This window comes from Anaerorhabdus sp. (assembly GCF_036637135.1).
Lineage (GTDB): Bacteria > Bacillota_I > Bacilli_A > Erysipelotrichales > Erysipelotrichaceae > Anaerorhabdus.
In genome coordinates this window covers 1-24,113 of sequence record NZ_JAVWNC010000032.1, presented here as the reverse complement: position 1 = coordinate 24,113, position 24,113 = coordinate 1, and the positions used below count along the sequence as shown (strand labels likewise).

Below are 24,113 nucleotides of genomic sequence, written 5' to 3'. Positions count from 1 at the left end.
ATTTGTGTAACAAATCAATTTTCTTGTTCTAATTACATCATTTATTTTCAAATGAATGAGTGCACTTAATTTTTCTTACTCATTATCCATTATTCTCAGCAAATTGCGAGTTATAAAGTTTAGCATACAAACCACCTTTTGCGAGTAATCCAAGATGTGTTCCAGTTTCCTTAATATCGCCACCTTGCATATAAATAATCATATCCGCATCACGTATCGTTGATAATCTGTGTGCTATCACAAATGAAGTTCTACCCTTCATTAACGTTGCCATCGCATCTTGAATTAATACCTCGGTACGCGTATCGATAGATGATGTAGCTTCATCGAGAATCATAATTGGCGCATCGGATAAGATTGCACGTGCTATCGTTAGTAATTGTCTTTCTCCTTGAGCTATATTTGTAGCCCCTTCTTGAAGTACCATATCATATCCACCTGGTAACATACGTATAAATTCATCTGCATGTGCTGCCTTAGCCGCTGCTTCAACCTCTGCATCAGATGCACCTAATTTGCCATAACGAATGTTATCACGAATTGTCCCTGTGAATAACCATGTATCTTGTAAGACCATTCCAAATATTTGTCTTAGTTCTGTACGTTTCATATCTCTAACATCAACACCATTCAATTTAATTGAACCCTTGTTAATATCATAGAATCTAAGTAAAAGATTAATTAATGTTGTTTTACCAGCTCCAGTTGGACCTACAATCGCAACTTTACTACCTGCTTCAACATGAAGTGAAACATCATTCATTAATGTTTGATAAGGTAAATATCCAAATTGCACATGTTCAAAATCCACTGTACCATCAACTACACTAGGAAACATGGAAGGATTAGCTTCTTTTATTTCTTCTTTTTCATCCAAGAATTCAAAGATTCTTGCAGCTGCAGCTGCAGTTGATTGTAATACATTTGATATTTGTACAGTTTGATTTATTGGTTGAGAAAATTGACGTAAATATTGAATAAATGATTGAATCATACCAATTGTCATTTTCCCTGATATAACCAAAATAGAACTTACTACAGCTACCGCAACATATCCCAAGTTAGTCATCGCTTGCGTAATTGGCATTAATGTACTTGATAGGAATTGTGATTTCCAACCACTTTGATACAACTCTTGATTGGTCACTTCAAAATCATCGATTACATCCTTTTCCTTACTGAAAGCACCAATAACATTATGTCCTGTATACATTTCTTCTACATACCCATTCAAATCACCTAATGTATCTTGTTGTTCCTTAAAATAACGTTGTGCTTTTTGAGCAATCTTCATGGAAATAACTAATGCTACTGGAATTGTTACTATTCCTATTAATGTTAAAATCGGACTTATTGTTAACATCATGATAAAGATGAAGATTAATGATGTCACTGCAGTAACTATTTGATCCAAACTTTGTTGTAAACTATTTGAAATTGTATCCACATCGTTGGTAATTCTACTTAAGATATCACCATATGTATTGGTATCAAAATAATTTAATGGTAACTTTTTAAGTTTGTCATCTACTTTACTTCGAATATCAAAGATTGTTTTTTGAGATACTCTTACCATAATATGTGTACTCAAGTATTTAAATACTGCATATAATAAATAACATGAAGCTAGAATAATTAAAATTGTAATAAATGTTTTAATACCTTCATTTGATGGTACTCCATTTACAACTAAATGTAACATTGAGTCTGTTGCTTTCCCTAAAATAAACGGTGCAAAACTATTAAACATCGAAGCTAATATAATAAATAGTATAGAAATTATTAATCCTTTACGATAAGGTTTCATAAATGCAAATAAGCGACCAAAGATTACTTTGAAATCTAAATTCTTACTTTTTCTCATATTAAGCCTCCTCCTTACTTAATTGTGAATATACAATTTGTTTGTATACCTCACAAGATTTAAGAAGTTCATCGTGTTTTCCTATACCAACACACTCACCATTCTCTATTACTAAGATACGATCCGCATGCATAATTGTACTAACTCGTTGAGCAACTAACATCACTGTTGCATCAACTGCTTCTTTCATTAATGCACTACGAAGAGCTGCATCCGTTTTAAAATCTAGCGCAGAGAAAGAATCATCAAAGATATAGATCTCAGGTTTCCTTACAATCGCACGAGCAATCGCTAAGCGTTGTTTTTGTCCTCCCGATACATTTGATCCACCTTGCGAAATTGGAGCCTCAAAGCCCCCTTCCTTTTGCGTGACAAAGTCATAAGATTGAGCTATACGAATCGCTTCTTCAATTCGTCCACTTGTTGCATTAACATCACCAAACTGAATATTTTCTGCGATCGTACCTTTAAATAAGAAAGCTTTTTGTGGAACATATCCTATTTTCTTTCTTAACTCTTCAAGTTTATAATCCTTTATATTAATTCCATCGACTAATATTTCACCTTCGCTAACATCATAAAATCTTGGAATTAAATTTATCAATACCGTTTTACCACTTCCCGTACTACCGATAATTGCAGTTACCTCTCCTGGATTTGATTTAAAACTAATATCCTTTAATACTTCATGATCTGCCCCATCAAATTTAAATGAAACATTTCTAAATTCCAAAGTTCCCTTTAAAATTGGAGCAGCCACTTGTTCCTTAGGTTCTTGTATTGCTTCAATTGTATCCATAACTTCATTAATTCGTGATGCAGAAACAGAAGCACGTGGGTACATTACAAAAATCATTGATAACAACATAACTGACATCATGATTTGCATCACATATTGAATTACCGCTATGACATCACCAATCATAACTCCATTAACCGTCATAACAATTTGATATCCACCAAAGGCGATTAAGGCAACAGTTGTTGCATATAATATTAAAGATAACACAGGAGACATTGCACCCATTAGTGTGTTCATCTTAATTGAATTATTCATAAAATCCAAGTTTACTTCTTTAAAACGTTCAGATTCATAATCTTCTGTCCCAAACGCTCTAGCTACTCGTACTCCTGTTAACTTTTCTCTTGTAACAAGATTAATCTTATCAATTTTTTGTTGCATCTTACGCGAAAGCGGTGTTGCGAATTTCGATATTAATAAAACCAACAGAATCATAACTGGCATGGATATAAGTAATATCATCGACATAGTAGCACTCTTATTAAGCGCCATAACAAGTCCACCTACAAACATAAAAGGTGCCATTAAACTTACACGTAACATCATATTCACAAAATTTTGAACTTGAATAATATCATTGTTAGTTCGCGTGATTAATGATGATGTAGAAAAGTGATCAAATTCAGATTGTGAAAAATACTGAATCTTTTTAAATATTTTACTTCTCATGTTCTTGCCAAGTCCCATCGATACTTTCGAAGAAAAATATCCTGTTGCAATATTGCAAATTGCACCAAGTAATACAAAGTTTAACATTGTACCACCGATTGATATAATTTGAGCTATATCCTTATTTGGAATTGACTGGTTAATGATTGTAGACAAATAAGCTGGTAATGCTAAACTTGCAACTACGTTTCCAATAACCGTAATGACAACAAAGAAAATACCGAGCTTAAAGTGTCCTAATTCTTTAAAAACTTTTGACATAGATTGAGTCTCCTTCTTTTTAACTGTCAGTAAACTCCCCTAATATTAAATTTAAATAATCTTACTAATTTGTAACAACTTCCCCTTGATCTAATTTCTTAAGAGCTTTCTTAAACTGCTTTGAAAAAATTAGGATTGTACATGTTACTGCAATGATATCCGCTACTGGTTCTGCTAGATATACTGCAATCGTTTGATTCGCCGTAAAGATTTGTGGCAATATATAAATTAATGGAATAAGTAATAATATTTTTCTTAGTATCGCAATAAACACCGATGCTACTACATTTCCAATCGCAATCAATGTCATTTGACATGAAATTTGAATTGAGAAGATAACTGAAGCAGACATGTAAATACGTAAAGCAACTTTTGTGAATTCAATCAATTCAACATCTGGTGTAAACATGGACGCAAACATTTGTGGCACAATCATAATCGCTACCCACAAGATTGCTGAATAAATAAAACTTACTTTTAGTAATTTTTTAAATACTTCTTTTACTCGCTGTGCATTTTTAGCTCCATAATTATAACTAGTTATAGGCTGAGCCCCTTGAGCAATTCCTTGTAAAGGTAACATGGAGAATTGCATGACACTTGTTAGTATTGTCATAGCTCCTACCGCAATATCACCGCCATAGTATAACAATGACGAATTAAAACACACTGCAATAATACTTTCAGTTGCTTGCATTATGAATGGTGATAAACCTAATGCAATACAAGGTAAAATAAGTGAAAAGTCAATCTTCATATCTTGAAGTTTGATTTTTAGTATTGTTTTCTTACCAACCAAGAACCAAATAACCCATAATGCTGAAACTGCTTGTGAGATGATTGTCGCAAGTGCTGCTCCTTCAACTCCCATATTAAATCCAAAGATTAAGATTGGATCTAATATAATATTGATAACCGCACCAATTAATACAGTCAACATACTTGTCTTCGCAAAACCTTGTGCTGTTATAAATGCATTCATTCCCAATGCGAGTTGCACAAAGATCGTCCCTAATGAATAAATTGTCATGTACTCCATTGCATATTGAATCGTATTTGCACTAGCACCAAACGTCATTAATAATTTTTCTTGATTAAAAAATAAAGTACCTGTAATAATGATTGAAACAAGAATCAATAAGGTGAAACAATTTGACATAATCTTAGCTGCTGTCTTGTTGTCATTTCTTCCCATAAAGATGGACGCACGAGGGGCACCACCCATACTTACTAAAGCTGCAAAAGCTGAGATCAACATAATAATTGGCATACACACACCAACACCCGTTAATGCTAGCGATCCAATATCTGCGATATGACCAATATAAATACGGTCAACGATGTTATATAACATATTAATTAATTGTGCTGTAATCGCTGGTAACGCTAATTTAAATAAAAGCTTACCGACTGGTTCCTTACCTAAAAAATCACTATTCTGCATTTTTCTTTGCTCTCCCTATTCCATTCAAAATATTTGTAATCATTCGTGTGATAAATTCATTGAATAGTTGTTTTTCCTCATCACTAAAGTCACACACTACATCATTAGAAAAGTCATCTTGCATCTTCTTAATATCTTTCACAATAGGTTTACTTGAAGTCGTTAAAACAAGATGAATTTTTCTGCGATCTTGCTTATCACTTTGTCTAACCAATAACTTTCTTTGAATTAATTGTTCCACAGCTAACGAAATATTTGATTTTGTAAATTGGCGAACTTCTACAATATCACTCGCTGTATCTAATTCTGGGTTGTTCGAAAGAAACGCAATAACATCTAGTTCCATCTGCGTTAACTTATGTTTAGCACATACTTGTGCACAATAACTCTCATAAAACTTAATGAAGTATCTTCCAACCAATAGAATATCTTTATTCATCTTTCTACCTATATAGTTCTTTTTAGAACTTTCCTAACATGAACTATTTTACTACTTTACAATAAATTGTCAACAAAGAAAAAGACATGCTTTCACATGTCTTAAAGTAATAAACCAGCTATAATTCCAATAACCAGTAAGAGTAATATGATTTTGAAGTTTTCTTTCATGTTTTTATTTATCCTAAATAAAACCAGTAATCCCACACCCGCATTGGTAAGCAAGCCCGCCATCATTGGGCCAAAGCCCAATAAACCTTCTAAATATAATTCGGTAATTACAATTGATGCAGCACAGTTAGGAATCAATCCTACAACCGCAGATACAAACACTGTCAACGTTGGTGATGCAAGTAGCAATTGTTCCAAATGTATATTTGCAATGACCAAATTCAATAAGTAAGTAACAATCAATATATAGAAACTAATCTTGATTGTATGCTTGAATGCAGATATGAATATTCCTTCTTCCTCACAATGACAATCCTCGTCATCACAAAACGCATCAATATGTATTGTTTCCTTCTTACCTTTTTTAACAACTAGGTCTATTGCATAACCTACGACTACGCCGATGATGAACTTAATACTCAATATCTTAAATATCAAATCGATTGGTGCACTATTTGAAATCAGTATTGGTAACATCTCATCAGAAGTCGCTAAGTAAATAGAAATTAATGTTCCTAGCGTAAGTACTCGCGTCACATATAAAGTAGAAGCAATAGAAGAGAATCCACACTGTGGTATAAGTCCTGCAGCACTACCTAATATTGGACCAAACTTTGCAGTTTTTTGTATGCCTATTGCCATCTTGTCACTTGCTTTATGTTCTATCCATTCAATAACTAAGTACGTAATAAATAAGAAAGGCATTATTTTTAATGTATCAATTATTGCATCTATTATAAGTTCCATTTTTTTACCTCTTTGAAATTGTAGCACAAAATAAAAATGATTTCATTTCACATGAATTGTGATGAAATCATTTTTTAATTCTTATCAGTTTAAGTATTGATTACTTTTGTACTGGTTTAACTGTGATAAACAAACGATCTCTTTCATTAATACCATAGTTTTCAGTAAAGAAATCATACATTGTCCAGTTATAGAAGAATCTCTCTGCAGGATAAACTCCATAACCATCTTGATTATGATCTGTCGTGTCATACGAATCCGCAACAATGATCACATCATCTTGTGTTGTTTCAGTGCCCATTGTGTCATATCCAATAATTACTTGCCAGTGTCCACCCCAGTCATTCCACGCAACCATCATTGGAATATTATTTTTGATATTTTCTTGGATGAACTCTAAACTAATATCTTCAAAGTTTTCTTCTGTATAATCATAAGTTGAACTAATTTCAAATCCTCCAACACCTTCAAAAATATCAATCATTGATTCTAAAGAAGTTGCCGCATAATCCAAACCGTTTGTGCGGAACTCAGCTAATGTTGATTCATTGTATTCTCCAAGTGCATCATAAAAGTTCAAAACCATTAATGCTGATACAACACCACAACTCCATTCAGAAGTTTGTTGGTATGTTTTAAACTTAGGTAAAATTGTTAATGTATCTGTTGACTCCATATTATAGAAATCAAGTTGATTAAAATATGGAGACCCTTGGTGATCACCATTACGTTCTACTGAATCTGCACCATATTCTTCTAGATCAACTGCATATGGAATTTTCATTTCATCAGTATAATTCCCTGTAACTACCTTAGTTTCAGGAGTAGGTGTGCTTTCTACCTTATTTGGTGTAGCACTACAACCCGCAACTAAAGCTAACGCTAATAAACATACAATAATTTTTTTCATTTATTTTCTCCTTACGAAATAAACAAAGTTATTGTACTTGTAGTTATCCTATTGGTTTTATTTATTATCATTTCTGTTTTATTTATACTTCTTAGGTATCTTGAGTCTATATAGTAAATAATTACTTTTACTACTCTTATTGTTTTTACAAGCACTTAAACTTATAAATGAGTTTCTTAAACTCCCAACAAGAACACTTGTCGCTAATTCGGCATTTGACCCAGCTGTCCGTAGCCTATTTCTTTTTCAAAACTTCGGTCAATTGTCAAAGACTCTCGTCTTCAAAAATGGATTACTCCATTTAAAAATTAGGATGTGAATGACTCAATTCTACCCCCCCTTATTCAATCACGAAAAAAAGTATATCATAACATACTCAAAACACAATGGTTTTCAGCAAAAAAAAGATATCTTTTTCAAAGATACCTTAACTAAACCATAATTCTAATTCTTTTTGTGCATTTTCTTCACTATCAGATGCATGAACTAGATTGTTCAACATTCTTCCTTCTGCTTTAGATTTCTCCATCGAATCATTACCATATTTACCTCGTATTGTTTGAGGTGACGCTTTTGCAGGATCTGTTGGACCTAATAATGCCCTGAATTTCTCAATGCAATCACCACTATTATTCGTGATTTCCATTGCAATTACTTTCTTCCCTACAAAAGCATTGATGATTGATTGTTTAAATGAGTCTGAATTTAATCGTTCAATTACTTCTTCATAGTGTTTTAGTATTCTTTCTTCATCTACTAAAACTTCTTTACTCTTTACAATTGTGAATCCATTTTCTTCAATGACTTTCTTTAGTTCATCTACTAGTTCTCTTTGAAGACAATCGGGTTTAAACATTACATAAGATTGATTCATTATTTACCTCCATTAGTTGTCTCTATCATACGCCAAACAACATCCAAGTACTAGGCATCTATTAAATCTCAGTTTATTTTACAATTATTTCTATCATTTCTGACTTATTTTTTTAATAATTCATCTTTTCTTATAATTAATTCTTTAACCTTCTTCTCAATCTTATTCATCGTTTCTAGGAAGACTTCATCACTTTGACCAGAAGGATCATCTAAACCCCAATCTTCGCGATATAGACATGGTAAGAAAGGACAATTCACATTACAACCCATAGTAATCACAATATCGACACTTGGTATTTGCTCAAGTAGTTTTGATTGTTGTGTCTCTTCCATATCAATACCATATATTTTCTTCATCAACCGAACTGCATCTTGATTAATGTGTGGTCGTAGTTCTGTGCCAGCCGAAAAGAATTCAAACTCATCACTGGCAAATTTCTTTCCTAGTGCCTCAGCGATTTGACTGCGACAAGAATTATGAACACATATAAACGCTACTTTAGGTTTTGTCATTTTGTATAAACCATCCTTTCGTTTTGTTCGCAATTTGAACAAGTATTAACATTACTGGTACTTCTACAAGTACACCAACAATTGTAGCCAGGGCAACTGGACTATTTGCCCCAAACAATGAAATCGCTACTGCTACTGCAAGTTCGAAGAAATTCGATGCACCAATCATCCCAGCAGGCGCCGCAATATCATGTGGTAGTTTTAATAATTTCGATATGAAGTAAGCAACAAAAAATATAAAAAATGTTTGCAGAATAAGTGGTATAGCAATTAGAAGAATATGAATCGGATTTCGCAAAATCATATCACCTTGAAAAGAAAATATAATAACCAGTGTCAACAACAAACCACCTACAGTTACATTTTTAAATTTTGTTACAAATTTGTTATTGAAATAAATTTCACCTTGAGTTTTCACAATATAGTATCGCGTTAATACTCCAAGTCCTAACGGAACAACAACGAATAGAATTACTGACAGAATTAACGTATCCCAAGGTATACTAATACCTGTAACACCAAGTAAAAATCCTACAATCGGTGTAAATGCGATTAAGATAATTAAGTCATTTGTTGCAACCTGTACAATTGTATATGTTGGATTTCCTTTTGTTAAATATGACCAAACAAAAACCATCGCCGTACAAGGGGCCGCGCCCAATAAAACAGCGCCTGCAAGATAATCTTTTGCCAAATCCATAGGAATTAAATTGCGATACAAAACAAGGAAAAATAAATACGCAATGGCATACATCGTGAAAGGTTTAATAAGCCAATTCACAATCCATGTTACAAATAACCCCTTTGGATTCTTTCCTATATTCTTAATACACCCAAAATCAACTTTAAGCATCATTGGATAAATCATAAACCAAATGAGAACAGCAATTGGAATTGATACATTTGCATATTCAAATCGATTTAGGAAAGCAGGTATTCCTGGCAAGTATTTACCAATCAATATTCCTACTATCATACAAAGAATGACCCATAGAGATAAATATTTATCAAAGAAATTTATAGATTGATCTTTTTGTTTATTCATGCGCCATGCCAGATTGATACAAGTACTTCTTCGCATCTTCAATCGAAATTAATTTACCATATGTGTACACTTTTTTATTTATTACTAAAGCTGGTGTTTGCATTACACCATAACTTGCGATCATTGCATTATCTCCAATATTGGAAACTTCCTCATTCAAATTCAATTCCTTCACTGCTTGCTTAACATTTTCAAAAGATGTTTGGCTCTTTTTACAACACGCACCTAATACCATAATTTTTCTTTCTACGTTTCCACTCGTATTGTTGCATGAACATGTTTCTTCTTTTTTTCCAAATAATTTCATAAGTTCCTCCTAAATGAACATAAATTGTAATGCATTAAATAAATAGCCTATCAGAATAATTCCAATTGTCACTATACTTACAAATAGAATTAATAGTTTTGGCTTCACTGCTTTTCTTAACATAATAATCGAAGGTAATGATAACGCTGTAACTGCCATCATAAAGGCAAGAATTGTTCCAACGCCTACACCTTTTGTAAATAAAGCTTCTGCAATGGGTATAGTTCCAAAAATATCAGCATACATTGGTAATCCAACAAGCGTCGCAATAATTACTGAGAAAGGATTTTCACTTCCCAATATACTTTGAATCCACTCTTGTGGAATCCAATTATGAATAAGCGCTCCTACTCCTACTCCCACCAGAACATAAACAAAAACTTTTTTAACAGTCTGCAGTGTTTGTTCCTTTGCATATTCTATACGATCAGATTTTGATAAATCTGGTTCCTCTATGTTGATTGATGTTATTTGATGGACATAATCTTCTACTTCATTTTCCATGTGTAATTTATCAATTACAGTTCCACCAACTACCGCTAGTATTAACCCCACAACAACATAAATAATTGCAATCTTTACACCAAATATACTTACTAAAAGAATGAACGCCCCTAAATCCACAAGTGGTGAACTGATTAGGAAACTAAAGGTAACTCCTATTGGTAATCCAGCATTAGTAAACCCAATAAACAAAGGTATTGATGAGCAAGAACAGAATGGTGTTACTGTTCCTAGTAATGCTCCTAAAGTGTTTGCTACTATTCCTTTGTATTTTCCCAGTATACGTTTAGTTCTTTCCGGTGGAAAATAACTTTGAACATACGAAATAATAAAAATTAAAATTGATAGCAATAACAAAATCTTGATTACATCATAAATAAAGAATTGAATACTACTCCCAATCCTTGTACTTAAATCCATTCCTAATGAACTCAATCCAAAACCAATCAGTTCATTAAGCCACTTCATTCCTAATACTTGGTTTTGTATAAACAATAAAACCGTTTCAATTATTTGCATAAACATTTCTTATCCTTTTTACTTGTTGAAAAAGTTGTTAGATAATGAGTTGCTTCTTCTATTTTATTTTCATTCACTGAATAGTAAGTCCATTTTCCTTCTTTTCGTGAAACCACCATTTTACTATCACATAAAATCTTCATATGATGAGATAAAGTTGATTGTCCTATTTGTAATTCTTCCAAAAGAATACACGCACACTTTTCACCACTTTTTAATAGTTCCATAATCGTTACGCGATTTTCATCGCACAATGCTTTAAACAAAATTGCAATTTCCAAGTTATTCATAAATACCTCACATCGATATTCATCGATGTATAAAGTATATCATCATATCGATATTCGTCAATATGTTTAATCAAATATATCTTAATATATTTGGGACACAACGAGACCTTTTCACTGTAAATATAAGATATAATTATCTATTACTAATCACGAACTCATTTAGCCTGAAGGGAAGTGAGTTCAGGTGAGTATTACTGAAATAATAGCTTCTGTTGTGGCTAGTATAGTAGCATATTATATTTACAAATGGCTTGATAGAAGAAACGATTAGTAATAAGCCAAGCATTAAAAAACACAAGGCAGCCACCTTGTGTTTTTCTTTGGTTCCTTTGAACCTGTGAGCATTACTGACGTTATTATTATATCATTCACTCTCTAACCGTCAATATTCAACACCTATTTATTCTATCAAAATTAATTTTTTGCTAACTTAAAATGTATATTCTTGTCCTTCATATTCAATGTTCATAATTGATATCTGTGTATCAGTTTTAAACTTTTCAATAACTGAATAATCCTTCCAAAAATGCATTGGGAATATCATCTTAGAATTAACCTTTTCAACAAAAGATTTAATACCATCATATGCATATCTCTCTTGTCTAGGATCCAATGGCAAGAATGCAATATCAATTCTATACTTTTGAATTAACTCTAATTCCTTGAGATAATTATCCTCCATTGCCTTGTTATACTTATCGCTTTCTTCTTCCCATTTCCACATATTTAAATCTCCTGCGTGATAAATTACTTTACCCGATATTTCCACAAGAAAAGCAACACCTTCATCTGTCGATTTAAATGTATGTATTACAATTTCTCCATCATCTAAACAAAGATTTTCATAAGGTTTCATTTGATAAACATTCTTCATTTGAGTATCAATTAGTGGAATATCAAATGATAAAATATAAATCGTATTATCAGTAGAATGGTTTAATTTCCAAATCTTTGGATTGTAATGATCATGATGATTATGACTAGAAAATATGAGTAGTTTTTTATTTGAATCTAATACAGGTAGATCTCCTTCGAAGTAGTCAAATAATAGGTAATGGTTTTCTAACTCAACAAGAAAACCACTGTGACCAATATATGTAATTTTCATTTTATTTAGTTGGTACTACTTCTAACCAGTAACCATCTGGATCCTCAATAAAATAGATTCCCATTGATGGATTTTCAAAACAAATACAACCCATTTCCTTATGTTTTTTATATGCTTCTTCATAGTCATCAGTTTGAAAAGCTAAGTGAAACTCACTATCGCCTAAATCATACGGGCGATCAAAATCTCTTAGCCATGTCAGTTCTAATTCAAAACCACTTTGATTATCACCTAAATAAACAATAATAAACGACCCATCGTCCGCTATTTTTCTTCTTACTTCTTTTAACCCTAATGCTTTATCATAGAATTCAAGTGATTGTTCTAGATTTTTAACATTGTAATTTTCATGTATCATTTTAAATTTCATACCCTTACCTCCATAGTTAAAATTGTACACTAAGAAATAAGTAATTCAAGAAATATGAATCAATTCAATAATCCTATTTATTCATTTTATTAAGTTATTTATTTTATACATACCTTTTTGAATCCTTAGTGATATACTGTATTTATAGATGGAGGTACAACAATGAGACTGATAACAAGATCAGACTTTGATGGATTAGCTTGTGCCGTATTACTGAAATATAAAGGAATTGTTAATAGTTGGAAATTTGTTCATCCTAAGGATTTACAAGATGGTATTGTAGAGATTGGACAAGATGACTGCTTAGCAAATGTTCCTTATGTAAAGGGTTGCGGATTATGGTTTGATCATCATTCGAGTGAAACAGAAAGAAACGCTTATAAAGGAAAATATATTGGAGAAAGTAGACTTTGCCCAAGTTGTGCACATGTAATTTATGATTACTATGGCGGTGCAGAAGCTTTCCCAAATTTTGAAGCTATATTAGATGCAGTTGATAAAGTTGATAGTGCTAATTTAACAATTGATGAAATACTTCACCCTAAAGATTGGGTACTACTTGGATTTATTATGGATCCCCGTACTGGTCTTGGTCGCTTTAGAAACTTTAGAATCAGTAATTACCAATTAATGGAAGATATGATTACTTATTGCGCAGATCATACAATTGAAGATATCCTTGGATTACCTGATGTTCAAGAGCGTGTCGAACTTTATTGGCAACAAAATGATATGTTCATCAAGATGATACAGGAACATACACACATTGAAAATAAAACAGTCATTTCTGACTTAAGAGGTGTTGATCCAATTTACGCTGGCAACCGTTTCTTAATTTATAGCCTGTACCCTGAAGCAAACTTATCCGTATGGATTGTGAATGGTAAAGGTGGTTTAGGATGTAGTGCCGCAGTAGGTTATAGCGTACTCAATAAGACATGTACAATGGATGTTGGTAATCTTATGCTTAAGTATGGTGGCGGAGGTCATAAAGTTGTAGGAACTTGCCAATTCACCGATGAAGAGATGAATACAAAATTAGAATCACTTATTGATGAAATTAAAGTACTCAATAAATAAAGATAAACTTCGCTTGTTATATACCTAGCGAAGTTTTTATTTACATAAAAAGAAAACAAGCTTTTTAGCTTGTCTACTCTTCTATTCCTAATTCTTTTTCAAGATACTCATCATAAGTACAACGATAATCTTGCATTGTTCCATCTTCACGAATCAATATAATTCGATTCGCAACTGTTTGTAAGAACTGATGGTCATGAGATGTAAATAGTAATTCTGCTTTTGTATTAATTAATCCATCATTCAATGAGGTGATTGCTTCTAAATCCAAATGGTTTGTTGGATCATCTAGCATAACTAGATTTGGTGATTCAAGCATCGCTTTACTTAACATACAACGTGCTTTTTCTCCACCCGATAATACCTTAACTTGTTTTAGCGCTTCTTCACCAGTGAATAACATTCTGCCTAAGAAACCACGAATGAATGAAATATCATCATTATCCGTATAACGAGATAACCATGTGCAAATATCATCATCTGTTTCAAAATATTTTGAATTATCCATTGGAACATATGAAGGTGTGATTGTTTGTCCTAAATTAAACTCACCACTATCTGCATCCATATCTCCATTAATTATTTTAAGTAACGTAGTACATGCAACTGTATTACCTACTAACGCAATTTTATCACCTTGCAACATTGAAAAACTAATATTATTTAATAATGTACTTCCTTCAATAGCCTTAGAAATACCTTCTAAATTCAAAATTTGTTTTCCTGATTCACGTGCTGGTTTAAAATCAATGAATGGATAACGACGTGTTGATGGTTTCAAATCATCCAATACAATTTTGTCTAATGTTTTCTTACGTGATGTTGCTTGTTTTGACTTCGATGCATTCGCTGAGAAACGAGCGATAAATTCTTCTAATTCTTTAATCTTATCTTCTTTCTTACGATTCACATCTTTTAGTTGCTTAGCCATTAATTGACTTGATTCATACCAGAAGTCATAGTTTCCTGAGTAAATACGAATTTCTCCAAAATCAACATCCGCAATATGAGTACATACTTTATTCAAGAAGTGACGGTCATGCGATACAACAATAACTGTATTTTCATAGTTAATTAAGAAATGTTCTAACCAAGAAATGGCTTTTATATCCAACCCATTGGTAGGTTCATCCAATAATAATGTATCCGCTCCAGAGAATAATGCTTGAGCTAATAATACTTTTACTTTTTCACTTTCCGATAATTCTTTCATACACTTTTCATGGTAATCAGAATCAATTCCTAACCCATTTAGTAAAATTGCAACTTGGCTTTCTGCATTCCAACCATCAAGATCAGCAAATTCAGATTCGAGATGTCCTGCACGTTCTCCATCTTCATCTGTAAAATCAGTCTTTGCATATAACGCATCTTTTTCTTCCATAATGGCATAGAGTCTTTCATTACCACGTAGAACTACGTTCATGACTTGTTCATCTTCATGAGCAAAGTGATCTTGTTTTAATGTAAAAAGAGTTTCTCTACTCCCCATGTAAACTTCACCTGTATCCGGTTGTAAGTCACCACTTAACACTCTTAGAAATGTACTCTTACCAGCACCATTAGCACCAATTAATCCATAACAATTTCCATTTGTAAATTTAATGTTTACTTCTTTATATAATGTTCTTTGTCCAAAACGAACACTGATATTGTTTGTTCCTATCATTCAATTACCTCCAAACGCAATATGAGAATTATACCATGAACAAAGGAAATATGCGAACTTGTGTATGAAATGTCAGACTAATTCATCTAACTCGAATCATATTCGATAAAATTAATGTCACTTGCTTAAACTTGTTTTATAAAATAAAAAGTAATATGTTTATTAGTCACAATCTAACAACACATCACTTTCCTTTTATTTACTAGCAATTTGAAATTGATTTTTTCCCTTTTTCTTCGCAGAATATAACGCTTTATCAGATGCAACAAATAATTCGTCAAAACCATTATAATCTTTAGAATAAGCGATACCTATACTTACTGTGAACGAAGGTATACCCACTACTTTTTCATTCATAACATATTCGACATGTTCCGCTTTTTTAATCACAATACTTTCGTTGGGAATATCCGTAATAAGAACCGCGAATTCATCACCACCAACTCTTCCTACAACATCACAGCTTCGAAAACTTTCTTTCAAATGGGATGCAACATTTTCTAATACCGAATCACCTATAGCATGACCAAATGAATCATTCACATCCTTAAAATCATCCACATCAATCATCAATAATGCATGAAGCTTGTCGCTTTGGCGTTCTAAAATCTTCTTAGCAACGGTATTAAATGTATTCTTGTTATTTACTTCAGTTAATTGATCTTGTTGTGCTAACACCTTCATTGCTTCTTCTTGTTGTTTAAGAGAAGTAATATCTGTTACCACACTTAAATTTTGCATGATTCCATTAGGTAGTGATGAAACAACCCCTTTATCAATTACCCATCTTATATCACCATTACGTCTTGTAATTTGATACATGAGTTCATAAGTATTACCACATGCCATTTGTGCAGCATATTGCTCATCCGCAAATTTTTTATCCTCTGGCAAAATTAACGCTTGCGGATTACCATTCTTTTCTTCTTCAAGTTGATCTAAAGTATATCCGGTTATCTCTGTCCATCCTTGGTTTAAGTATTCTATCACTGAGCTTTGAGTCAACAAACTAAAATTACAAAGAATGATTCCTCCTTGCATGCGATCCAGCATATTTCGTATATTATTTTCTTGAATCTTTAGTTTTGCATCACGATCACACACAAACTTTTCATCCATACTTTTTCTCCCATTGGTTTTATAATGAAATCATATCACTTTTTATCTATTTTGGATAATTCAATAGTAAATTAATTAATCATTATTCATTTTGTTACATCAAATTGCTCAATAAAGTGTAAAAATCATAATAAAAACTTCAAATTCGATTTAATCAAACATGAAGTTTCCATTTTTATTTAATTTTCTATACTCATAACTCTTCCAACAAGTCCATCTTCCAACATTACTTTAATTCCTCTTGGATGATTTGATGAATTAGTAAGAATTCTAGCAACAATACCTTTAGTCAGTTTACCTGTTCTTTGGTCTTGTTTTAATACCACTTGAACACAAGCTCCGATTTCAATTTGACTACGATTTGTAATCGCCATGACTATCTACCTCTTGCGCCTTGTTTAGATTGTCTATTTTGTTTTTGATTCGTTTGGTTTCCATTTGACTTTCCAAATGAATTCGTTGATTTCTTATTTTGATAAGGTTTGAATTCACTCTTTACAGAATCAAATTTACTTGTTTTCGTGTCTTTAGTTCCTTTGAATCCTGTACCTTCTTTAATTTCTTTATTTTTCATACCATACTCACTCGTTTTCTTCTTTGCATAAGGCTTATAATCTCCTTTACCTGAAGCAAACTTCCTTGTCTTGTTTTCTTTATTACCTTTATATTCAGTACTGTCTTTTGTATCTCTAGATTTCAATCCAGATTCACTTGTTTTTTTCTTTGCATAAGGTTTGTATTCACTTTTGCTAGAGTCAAACTTTCTTGGTTTAGATTCTCTACTGCCTTTATATTCTGAACTATCTTTTGTATCTCTAGTTTTCACGCTAGAATCAGTTGTTCTTTTTCTTTGGTAAGGTTTTCTCTCACTAGTATCCGAGTCGAACTTTTTCGCTCTTCTATCTGTAGTATCCTTTGTATCACTACGTTCTTTTGTTTTCTTACTTGTATCATCTGATTTCTTATCCCTACTTGTTTTACCTCTTACTGGTCTAGCAGTCTTTGATTTCGGTGATGATCCTTTGCCTTTTTTCTTTGGTGTAGGTTGTAAGACTAACATTGGATATCGATGTTCTTCAACAACAGGAATGCTGAGCTTAATTAACTTTTGAATACTCTTTACAAGATCTATCTCATCAATATCAGCAAATGAAATTGAAATACCATCATTTCCTGCTCTTCCAGTTCTACCTATACGGTGAACATAAGCTTCAGCTTCTGTTGGAATATCATAATTAAATACATAACTTAATTCATTGATATCAATACCACGTGCTGCAATATCAGTCGCAACCAATACCTTGATATCACCATTCTTAAATTGTGATAATGCGATTTGACGTGCACTTTGTGATTTATTACCATGAATAATTCCTACTTTAATATGCGCTGCAGCTAAGAACTTACCTAAACGATTTGCATTGTTCTTTGTTCTTGTAAACACCAATGCACTATCTATTTTATTCTTCTTTAGAATATCTAGTAATAAATCTTTTTTATTCGCTTTATCAACATAATAAAGTGATTGTTGAATATTCTCTACCGTTGTTGATGGTGGAGTTACTTCAATAATTACGGGTTCATGAAGAAGTGTTTGTGTTAATTCTTTAATTTCTTTTGGCATTGTAGCACTAAAGAAAAGTGTTTGTTTCTTTTGTGGTAATGCAGCAATAATCTTCTTCACATCTACTAAAAATCCCATGTCTAACATACGATCCGCTTCATCTAGGATAAAGACTTCAATGTCTTTAATACTGATAACTTTTTGTTTCATCAAATCCAAGAGTCGTCCTGGTGTTGCTACAACAATATCAACTCCTTGACGTAATATTCTCTCTTGTGGTCTTTGTGGTACACCACCAAATATAATTGCACTCTTAATATTTGTATATTTAGAATACTCAATAAAGTTCTCTTCGATTTGAATCGCAAGTTCTCTTGTTGGTGTTAAGATTAAACTTCTAATCTTTGTCGCGTCATGTTTTTTCAATCTTTGGATTGTAGGGACTAAAAACGCTGCTGTCTTCCCTGTACCTGTTTGTGCACATCCCAAAATATCTTTACCTAATAATGCATGAGGTATAGCTTTCTCTTGGATGGGTGTAGGTTCGGTATAACCTTTTTCTTCAATTGCTTTTAAAATTGATTCGTTAATGTCTAATGTGTTAAATTTCATGTTTTCCTTTTCAACAAGCGAATAAAAAGCGATACACTTAAGTATCGCTTTATCGCTATTTATTACTATATGTACGTTGCATAGTATAACACATCTATCAAAATAAAGATACAACTACCCCATTTACAAGGGATAATTCGCTCTATTTTTATATATATCTTTGGTTTTTACTATTTATTTTCCCCGGTATTGAACGAATTACCATACCTAAATTTAATGCTGAATCTAAGTAATTCTTATGGGAAGTATCTCATGATTTAGACTTTAGTTTACCTAAATTTTCATCCTCACTAAAGTTTTTAAAATTATATAAGAATAAAAATTCATTTATTCCATATTCAGTAATATAAGCATTAATATCCTCGTTGTAATACCGCAAATCAATGATATGAATGGTTTCATAATCGTTCATTAAAAATGGTATTAATGAATTTGCAAAAGAGTCCTTTATCACTAAGAGGTGTTTACCATTCAATTGTGATGTATTCATTTTTATTTCTGCATGATTTCCATCTAAAAATACTTGATATTTATCTTTGTTTTGAAGATGTTTCATTTCATAAATGTCGTTACTCTTATTCTTTCCAAAATCATAATATACTTGATATACACCTTGGTTATTACGTTCATATATTTCAATTTTATCTTTCTCACAATCCTTGTTTAAAATCTTTGAGTGAAGTGACCCCTGAAAACTGTTAGATATTGGAGTTATCTTAAAATCTTTTTCATGAACATCAATACCTTTGATATTACCCCACTCTTTATAAGCGATGAATGCCCCTTTTGTTGTCCAATGATGATCTGTCTTATAATATAAATCTTTATTATCTAACAAAAAAATGGGAATTAAATCTATGTATTTAACATTTACTAAAGATTTTTTTGCAATATTAGATAAACTCTGTTGATCTACCATTTGTGCATTTTTAGAAATCTTATCTTTATATATTAAACTCGCAGTAGGGACAAGCATTATAGATATTTTAGTCTTAGGATTATTTTTTGCAAATGCATTAATTATATTAATATTTTTTCGAAATATCGTATCGTCAAAATCATTTTTATTCCACTTTTCAATTAAATATCCATTATCTCCAAAATACACGCCATTTATTTCTTTATTACCAACTAGTCTAAGAAAATCTGTTTTCATTGAAATAAATACATTTCTCATTGGGAACTGATCATTAATATATTTTTCCATATTTATCATATATTCACCCGACAAAATATTTTCTAATGAAATACTTGGATTTTTTGATAGATATCGATTTTCAACAACAGAATAATCTTTATCTCTGTCAATTATGAAATAAATAGAAATTACAGATAAAATCAGACTAAATAAAATGACCATTAATTTATTATATCTTCTAATCATGATTAATCTCCCTAAAATCTAAAATATAAAAATGGATTATATGTTTCTCCCACTAAAAAACTGACATTAATTACAAAAAGAATAACTAAACTAGCAATTTTAATTATTGAAAAAAATCCATCGCTTAGTTGATTTTTAAAAAAGGTCCTATTAAACTTTATAATACCTAAACTAAATATTGCACATATAGTTAGTAAAAGATAATTTGATTCCATGTAATATAGAAAACTTGAATTTGTAATTTGATTAAAATTAATCATTGCTTTTAAATATTCAGCCAATTGTGCTGTGTCACTTACTGCAAATATTACCCAGCTAATGATTATGAAAAATAAAGTATATATGTGCTTTATCCACCTAGGAAAAAAACTAAACCATCGGAATAAAAACAATTTTTCAAAAATTAGTAATATACCAAAGTACAATCCCCATATTATAAAATTCCAACTCGCACCATGCCAAAACCCTGTTAAAAACCAAACAATAAATATATTGATTAATTGCCTATATATTCCCTTTCGATTTCCTCCTAATGGAATATAAACATATTCACGAAACCAAGTTCCTAAAGATATATGCCATCTACGCCAAAATTCAGTTACACTACAAGAACAATATGGATAGTTAAAATTTTCTCTAAAATGAAACCCAAACATTTCACCTAATCCTATAGCCATATCAGAGTATCCAGAAAAATCAAAATATATTTGAAACGAAAATGCAATGGCTCCTAACCAAGCTTCTCCCATCGATAAAACACTTAAATTACTAGACGATATTTGTTCCCAAATTAAGCCAATATTATTTGCCAATAATACCTTTTTTGATAATCCCTGCACGAATCTATATATCCCATAAGAAAAATTATCTACTGTTATTTTTCTAGACTCAAGTTGAGAATTAATATCTTTGTACTGTATGATTGGTCCAGCAATAAGTTGTGGGAACATTGTTACAAAAGCCGCAAAAGTTACAAATTTCTTTTGTGCCTTTATTTCTTTTTTATACACATCAATTGTATATGACATTGTTTGAAATGTATAAAATGATATACCAATTGGCAAAGCAAAATTTAGTGGTGAAATGTATCCATTAAACAATTGATTTATATTTTCAATTAAAAAATTACTGTATTTAAATATAACTAAAACTCCAAGATTAATAACAATTGAAATTATCAATACAATTTTAGCTTTGTTTCCATTATATTGAGTCTGATATTTTTCAATTATTATTCCAGCTGTGTAATTAAATAGTGTAGAGAAAATCATAATAACTAGATATTTCGGTTCACCCCAAAAATAAAAGAGTACACTTGAAATAAGTAAAATTAAGTTACTTATTTTGAAAGGACATAAATAATATACAAGCAAAGTTGCAGGCAAAAAGAAGAAAATAAAAATTAAACTACTAAAAACCAATTTTTATCACTTTCATTTTAGGGTTGTTGTTATCAAAAATTCAAGATTTCCAGCAGAACCTGCAGCTGCTTCATATTTCTCAAATACAATAACTACTTGGTTATCTTGGTTTATGTAAAAATTGGTATTTTCAGAAATTAAGTCACTTATATTTAAATCACTCCATAATAGATTTCTTTTTTCATCATTCCAGCCATTTATTGTATTCTCAATTTCTGTAGAAATTATTTTGACAAAATCACTTCCAAATAAATCTTTCAAGGTTAAATATCTGTTTGTTTCTAAATCGATATTATAATACAAAGTGTGATTATAAGCGCTAAAAGCTGTTTGTTGTTGTGTTACAACAAATGATACTATTGATTTATTAATGTACTTCACATCATAATCAACTGTTATTCCAACCGGAATAAACTCTTCAGCTTTTCCTCCTGTTTCAATAAATGCCTCATAATAATCTTTCGCTATATCTTCACTTTCTTTTACGCATTGATTAATAACATTTTGAATCTCCGTATTTACCCTTCGTTCTAAATCTGTTTTACCTGTGTTGACAATGTTTGGTATTTTAACATCAACATATTTTATTTCGTCTTCAAAATGATATGATCTAAAAGTTAATACTTGGCATAAATCACCAATTAATGGTATTTCATAAATAGCTTTCGCAAATACAGGTGATACATTAACAAGGGATATCATACTGAAAATTAGTATAACTAAAACTATACTAGTTTTTTTCATTATTTTTTTAGTAATAGTTTTTCGTCTTAATGTTTTTCCTTCTTTTAGTGCATTGTTTATGATCGAATCCAGTTCATCAGGAATTTCAATATTATCATATTTTGATTTTTCAACCATTTCCTACTCCTCCATGTATTCTCTTAATATCTTTAATGCTTTATATAGTCTTGCTTTAGTCGTATTTAGGTTCATTGAGGTTATTTCAGCAATTTCATTAATTTTCATTTCTTCAAAGAATCGTAAGATAATTACTGTCTTCAATTCTGGAGACAGTTTATCCACAGAAGAGTAAAGCATAGTATAATCTACATTTTCATCATAAGCCTCATCACTGATTTGTGATTCTGTAAACTCATCTAAATATTGTGTATTTTCTCTTTTTCTTATACATGCAATACTTTCATTAATCAAAATTCTATAGAACCATGTTTCAAGATATTCTTTTCTACGTAAAGAACTATATTTTTGAATACCCTTAACAATGGCATCATGAACAATATCTAAAGCATCTTCTCTATTCTTTACATACGCAAATGCTACTCGATAGTATTTATCTTTATTTGTTGTAACAAGTTTAATAAGTTCTTGTACTGTCTCCAAATTTTTTACCTCTTTCTATCTAGTCAATTTACATATTTATTAATGATCTTTTCTGCTTCATTATCGTCAACTACACATAACACGACGTAATTATCTATTCTTTTTACTATCGCATCATCTAGTTTTTTTATCTCTAAAGGCATATACCCATCAAAATTTACCTTTTGATTTTCAATTCTTTGTTTTGCTTTTTGTAAGCCTTCTTTAGCTAAGTCTTCGTTTTCAAACTCAAAAATACCTATTTCTTCTGCCGTAGCACCACTACTTATATATAGAATAGTATTTTTTGCATCTTTTATATCATACAGCATATTTATTGTATTGATGTCATTAACTTTATTAAGTTCATCTTCAAAACCTACTTTTTCAATTAATTCATTCCCCAATGCTTCCATATTTATTTTAACTGTAGTTTTTTCTGAACATCCTAAAATTAAAAATGATAATATCAAAATAGATATGCTTATTTTCCTTATACTTTTCATTGTTAACCTCTTTTTACTTTCTTGTTATTGTATGTGTTTTTAAATAATTTAGCCATTTTTCACAATATTCCTTTTTAAGATGTATCCCATCATATGCAGCATCTTCCGGGAGTGATCCATCATCTAGACTGACAGCATTACTAACATCTAGATAATAAACTCCCTTTTCATTTGCCATTTTTCTTATTAACTCATTAAATTCATTTATTTTTTCATTTTTAATATATTCATGTGATGAAGAAACACTATTTGTTACTGGCAGAATTTCTTGAATATAAATAATTGCGTTACTATTGATATCTTTTATTGAATCAATTATTTTTGCGTATTTTTCAATAAAAATGTCATTATATGGCCACCCTGTCTCATTAATCCCTAGCATTAAATATACTTTTGAAAATTCAGTTTGTTTTAAAGCTTCCATAACTGTAAGTTTATCTCCATTTTTATTTATAATTGGTTTAGTAAACACGGTATTAACCATCAAACCCTTGTGAGTATATGATACTGCATTTGATAATTCCGTATTTAGAATTAATCCCTCTGTTCTTGAATCACCAATGAATACTGCATCATCAAAATAACTATTATCAACCA

The 24,113-nt window shown here is 31.2% G+C and carries 25 protein-coding genes and 1 pseudogene; 1 reads left to right on the top strand and 25 read right to left on the bottom strand.

Going from position 1 to position 24,113, the window contains the following annotated elements; all coding sequences use genetic code 11:
- Positions 1–82: 82 nt before the first annotated feature.
- From RR643_RS07275 to RR643_RS07210, 14 genes are all read right to left on the bottom strand, one after another.
- On the bottom strand, positions 83–1,864 hold the full coding sequence (locus tag RR643_RS07275; RefSeq protein WP_332468514.1) for an ABC transporter ATP-binding protein: 1,782 nt from the start codon (positions 1,862–1,864) through the stop codon (positions 83–85).
- 1 nt (position 1,865) lies between these two features.
- Positions 1,866–3,596, bottom strand: a complete 1,731-nt coding sequence (locus RR643_RS07270) for an ABC transporter ATP-binding protein (RefSeq protein ID WP_332468513.1) — start codon at positions 3,594–3,596, stop codon at positions 1,866–1,868.
- A 64-nt stretch (positions 3,597–3,660) separates the two neighbouring features.
- Positions 3,661–5,040 carry an MATE family efflux transporter gene (locus RR643_RS07265; protein ID WP_332468512.1) on the bottom strand — a complete coding sequence of 460 codons (1,380 nt, stop codon included), beginning with the start codon at positions 5,038–5,040 and terminating at the stop codon, positions 3,661–3,663.
- Positions 5,030–5,479, bottom strand: a complete 450-nt coding sequence (locus RR643_RS07260) for a MarR family winged helix-turn-helix transcriptional regulator (protein ID WP_332468511.1) — start codon at positions 5,477–5,479, stop codon at positions 5,030–5,032. Before RR643_RS07260 ends, RR643_RS07265 begins: the two co-directional genes overlap by 11 nt.
- Before the next feature lie 101 nt (positions 5,480–5,580).
- The gene (locus RR643_RS07255; protein WP_332468510.1) at positions 5,581–6,396 is read right to left on the bottom strand and encodes a putative manganese transporter; all 816 of its coding nucleotides are present in this window, start codon (positions 6,394–6,396) and stop codon (positions 5,581–5,583) included.
- 100 nt (positions 6,397–6,496) lie between these two features.
- Positions 6,497–7,306 carry a C39 family peptidase gene (locus tag RR643_RS07250; RefSeq protein WP_332468509.1) on the bottom strand — a complete coding sequence of 270 codons (810 nt, stop codon included), beginning with the start codon at positions 7,304–7,306 and terminating at the stop codon, positions 6,497–6,499.
- 427 nt (positions 7,307–7,733) lie between these two features.
- Entirely contained in the window at positions 7,734–8,180 is a 447-nt protein-coding gene (locus RR643_RS07245) for a nucleoside-diphosphate kinase (protein ID WP_332482793.1), read from the bottom strand.
- Between the two features lie 104 nt (positions 8,181–8,284).
- On the bottom strand, positions 8,285–8,695 hold the full coding sequence (locus RR643_RS07240; RefSeq protein ID WP_332482792.1) for an arsenate reductase ArsC: 411 nt from the start codon (positions 8,693–8,695) through the stop codon (positions 8,285–8,287).
- A complete protein-coding gene (gene arsB, locus RR643_RS07235; protein WP_332468506.1) occupies positions 8,682–9,740 on the bottom strand; it encodes an ACR3 family arsenite efflux transporter in 1,059 nt (352 codons plus the stop codon). Before arsB ends, RR643_RS07240 begins: the two co-directional genes overlap by 14 nt.
- Entirely contained in the window at positions 9,733–10,047 is a 315-nt protein-coding gene (locus RR643_RS07230) for a thioredoxin family protein (protein ID WP_332482791.1), read from the bottom strand. The genes arsB and RR643_RS07230 overlap by 8 nt, the downstream gene beginning before the upstream one ends.
- 9 nt (positions 10,048–10,056) lie before the next feature.
- On the bottom strand, positions 10,057–11,070 hold the full coding sequence (locus tag RR643_RS07225) for a permease (protein WP_332482790.1): 1,014 nt from the start codon (positions 11,068–11,070) through the stop codon (positions 10,057–10,059).
- Entirely contained in the window at positions 11,061–11,360 is a 300-nt protein-coding gene (locus RR643_RS07220) for an ArsR/SmtB family transcription factor (protein ID WP_332482789.1), read from the bottom strand. The genes RR643_RS07225 and RR643_RS07220 overlap by 10 nt, the downstream gene beginning before the upstream one ends.
- 430 nt (positions 11,361–11,790) lie before the next feature.
- On the bottom strand, positions 11,791–12,468 hold the full coding sequence (locus RR643_RS07215; protein WP_332482788.1) for an MBL fold metallo-hydrolase: 678 nt from the start codon (positions 12,466–12,468) through the stop codon (positions 11,791–11,793).
- A gap of 1 nt (position 12,469) precedes the next feature.
- Positions 12,470–12,838 carry a VOC family protein gene (locus RR643_RS07210; RefSeq protein ID WP_332472601.1) on the bottom strand — a complete coding sequence of 123 codons (369 nt, stop codon included), beginning with the start codon at positions 12,836–12,838 and terminating at the stop codon, positions 12,470–12,472.
- A 162-nt stretch (positions 12,839–13,000) separates the two neighbouring features.
- Between RR643_RS07210 and RR643_RS07205 the strand changes: the two genes are divergently transcribed.
- On the top strand, positions 13,001–13,918 hold the full coding sequence (locus tag RR643_RS07205) for an exopolyphosphatase (RefSeq protein WP_332482787.1): 918 nt from the start codon (positions 13,001–13,003) through the stop codon (positions 13,916–13,918).
- A gap of 73 nt (positions 13,919–13,991) precedes the next feature.
- Here RR643_RS07205 and RR643_RS11710 read toward each other — a convergent pair whose 3' ends face one another.
- The 11 genes and pseudogenes from RR643_RS11710 to RR643_RS07155 all read right to left on the bottom strand — a co-directional run.
- Complete coding sequence (locus tag RR643_RS11710; RefSeq protein ID WP_442881415.1) at positions 13,992–14,945, bottom strand: ABC-F family ATP-binding cassette domain-containing protein; 954 nt, start codon at positions 14,943–14,945, stop codon at positions 13,992–13,994.
- Positions 14,946–15,047: 102 nt separating this feature from the next.
- Positions 15,048–15,587, bottom strand: a pseudogene (locus tag RR643_RS11705) (ATP-binding cassette domain-containing protein); the annotation flags it as partial.
- Between the two features lie 195 nt (positions 15,588–15,782).
- A complete protein-coding gene (locus RR643_RS07195) occupies positions 15,783–16,706 on the bottom strand; it encodes a sensor domain-containing diguanylate cyclase (protein WP_332482786.1) in 924 nt (307 codons plus the stop codon).
- A gap of 179 nt (positions 16,707–16,885) precedes the next feature.
- The gene (locus RR643_RS07190; protein ID WP_332472597.1) at positions 16,886–17,080 is read right to left on the bottom strand and encodes a YwbE family protein; all 195 of its coding nucleotides are present in this window, start codon (positions 17,078–17,080) and stop codon (positions 16,886–16,888) included.
- Between the two features lie 2 nt (positions 17,081–17,082).
- Positions 17,083–18,882 (bottom strand): DEAD/DEAH box helicase, encoded by a 1,800-nt coding sequence (locus tag RR643_RS07185; protein WP_332482785.1) that lies wholly within the window; start codon positions 18,880–18,882, stop codon positions 17,083–17,085.
- A gap of 250 nt (positions 18,883–19,132) precedes the next feature.
- Positions 19,133–20,266, bottom strand: coding sequence for a DHHW family protein (locus RR643_RS07180; protein ID WP_332482784.1), 1,134 nt, complete (start codon positions 20,264–20,266; stop codon positions 19,133–19,135).
- Positions 20,267–20,277: 11 nt separating this feature from the next.
- Entirely contained in the window at positions 20,278–21,687 is a 1,410-nt protein-coding gene (locus tag RR643_RS07175) for an MBOAT family O-acyltransferase (protein WP_332472594.1), read from the bottom strand.
- 12 nt (positions 21,688–21,699) lie between these two features.
- Positions 21,700–22,548 (bottom strand): DUF3298 and DUF4163 domain-containing protein, encoded by an 849-nt coding sequence (locus RR643_RS07170; protein WP_332472593.1) that lies wholly within the window; start codon positions 22,546–22,548, stop codon positions 21,700–21,702.
- Positions 22,549–22,551: 3 nt separating this feature from the next.
- Positions 22,552–23,031 carry a sigma-70 family RNA polymerase sigma factor gene (locus RR643_RS07165; protein WP_332472592.1) on the bottom strand — a complete coding sequence of 160 codons (480 nt, stop codon included), beginning with the start codon at positions 23,029–23,031 and terminating at the stop codon, positions 22,552–22,554.
- A gap of 23 nt (positions 23,032–23,054) precedes the next feature.
- On the bottom strand, positions 23,055–23,516 hold the full coding sequence (locus tag RR643_RS07160; RefSeq protein WP_332482783.1) for a DUF4358 domain-containing protein: 462 nt from the start codon (positions 23,514–23,516) through the stop codon (positions 23,055–23,057).
- 13 nt (positions 23,517–23,529) lie between these two features.
- Positions 23,530–24,113 (bottom strand): GDSL-type esterase/lipase family protein (locus RR643_RS07155; protein WP_332482782.1); only part of this gene is annotated, 584 nt, incomplete at its 5' end.

Bases quoted from the DNA above. Each gene is read 5' to 3' on its own strand.
- RR643_RS07245 (WP_332482793.1), bottom strand. From the start codon at position 8,180: ATGAATCAATCTTATGTAATGTTTAAACCCGATTGTCTTCAAAGAGAA.
- RR643_RS07230 (WP_332482791.1), bottom strand. From the start codon at position 10,047: ATGAAATTATTTGGAAAAAAAGAAGAAACATGTTCATGCAACAATACG.
- RR643_RS07170 (WP_332472593.1), bottom strand. From the start codon at position 22,548: ATGGTTGAAAAATCAAAATATGATAATATTGAAATTCCTGATGAACTG.
- arsB (WP_332468506.1), bottom strand. From the start codon at position 9,740: ATGAATAAACAAAAAGATCAATCTATAAATTTCTTTGATAAATATTTA.
- RR643_RS07210 (WP_332472601.1), bottom strand. From the start codon at position 12,838: ATGAAATTTAAAATGATACATGAAAATTACAATGTTAAAAATCTAGAA.
- RR643_RS07265 (WP_332468512.1), bottom strand. From the start codon at position 5,040: ATGCAGAATAGTGATTTTTTAGGTAAGGAACCAGTCGGTAAGCTTTTA.
- RR643_RS07275 (WP_332468514.1), bottom strand. From the start codon at position 1,864: ATGAGAAAAAGTAAGAATTTAGATTTCAAAGTAATCTTTGGTCGCTTA.
- RR643_RS07220 (WP_332482789.1), bottom strand. From the start codon at position 11,360: ATGAATAACTTGGAAATTGCAATTTTGTTTAAAGCATTGTGCGATGAA.
- RR643_RS07205 (WP_332482787.1), top strand. From the start codon at position 13,001: ATGAGACTGATAACAAGATCAGACTTTGATGGATTAGCTTGTGCCGTA.
- RR643_RS07225 (WP_332482790.1), bottom strand. From the start codon at position 11,070: ATGCAAATAATTGAAACGGTTTTATTGTTTATACAAAACCAAGTATTA.
- RR643_RS07215 (WP_332482788.1), bottom strand. From the start codon at position 12,468: ATGAAAATTACATATATTGGTCACAGTGGTTTTCTTGTTGAGTTAGAA.
- RR643_RS07270 (WP_332468513.1), bottom strand. From the start codon at position 3,596: ATGTCAAAAGTTTTTAAAGAATTAGGACACTTTAAGCTCGGTATTTTC.
- RR643_RS07255 (WP_332468510.1), bottom strand. From the start codon at position 6,396: ATGGAACTTATAATAGATGCAATAATTGATACATTAAAAATAATGCCT.
- RR643_RS07190 (WP_332472597.1), bottom strand. From the start codon at position 17,080: ATGGCGATTACAAATCGTAGTCAAATTGAAATCGGAGCTTGTGTTCAA.
- RR643_RS07180 (WP_332482784.1), bottom strand. From the start codon at position 20,266: ATGATTAGAAGATATAATAAATTAATGGTCATTTTATTTAGTCTGATT.
- RR643_RS07250 (WP_332468509.1), bottom strand. From the start codon at position 7,306: ATGAAAAAAATTATTGTATGTTTATTAGCGTTAGCTTTAGTTGCGGGT.
- RR643_RS07185 (WP_332482785.1), bottom strand. From the start codon at position 18,882: ATGAAATTTAACACATTAGACATTAACGAATCAATTTTAAAAGCAATT.
- RR643_RS07260 (WP_332468511.1), bottom strand. From the start codon at position 5,479: ATGAATAAAGATATTCTATTGGTTGGAAGATACTTCATTAAGTTTTAT.
- RR643_RS07160 (WP_332482783.1), bottom strand. From the start codon at position 23,516: ATGAAAAGTATAAGGAAAATAAGCATATCTATTTTGATATTATCATTT.
- RR643_RS07240 (WP_332482792.1), bottom strand. From the start codon at position 8,695: ATGACAAAACCTAAAGTAGCGTTTATATGTGTTCATAATTCTTGTCGC.
- RR643_RS07195 (WP_332482786.1), bottom strand. From the start codon at position 16,706: ATGGATGAAAAGTTTGTGTGTGATCGTGATGCAAAACTAAAGATTCAA.